This is a genomic window from Achromobacter sp. SIMBA_011 (genome assembly GCF_046535435.1).
GTDB classification, from domain to species: domain Bacteria; phylum Pseudomonadota; class Gammaproteobacteria; order Burkholderiales; family Burkholderiaceae_B; genus Achromobacter; species Achromobacter dolens.
The window spans coordinates 1-250 of sequence record NZ_JAWRWN010000942.1 but is presented as its reverse complement, the minus strand read 5'-3'; the positions used below and the strand labels follow the sequence as shown (position 1 = coordinate 250).

Genomic DNA, 250 nt, shown 5'->3' with positions numbered 1-250 from the left:
CATCCACTGCTTGAAATTGCGCGCCTTGTACAGTTCCGTGTAGAGCCACGACTGCTTGAACGCTTCCGGATACGCCGTCAGTTCATCGCGCGTGCGACCGGCCTGCACCGCGTCGAACGCCGCTTCCGCCGCGAGCATGCCGGTCTTGATCGCCGCGTGACTGCCCTTGATGCGCGCCGCGTTCAAAAAGCCCGCGTCGTCGCCGACGAGCGCGCCGCCCGGAAACACGAGCTTCGGCAGCGACATCAAA

1 protein-coding gene is annotated in these 250 nt (G+C 64.4%); it reads right to left on the bottom strand.

The window, feature by feature from the left end:
* Positions 1-250 (bottom strand): NAD(P)/FAD-dependent oxidoreductase (locus SB816_RS33765; RefSeq protein ID WP_410548473.1); only part of this gene is annotated, 250 nt, incomplete at both ends.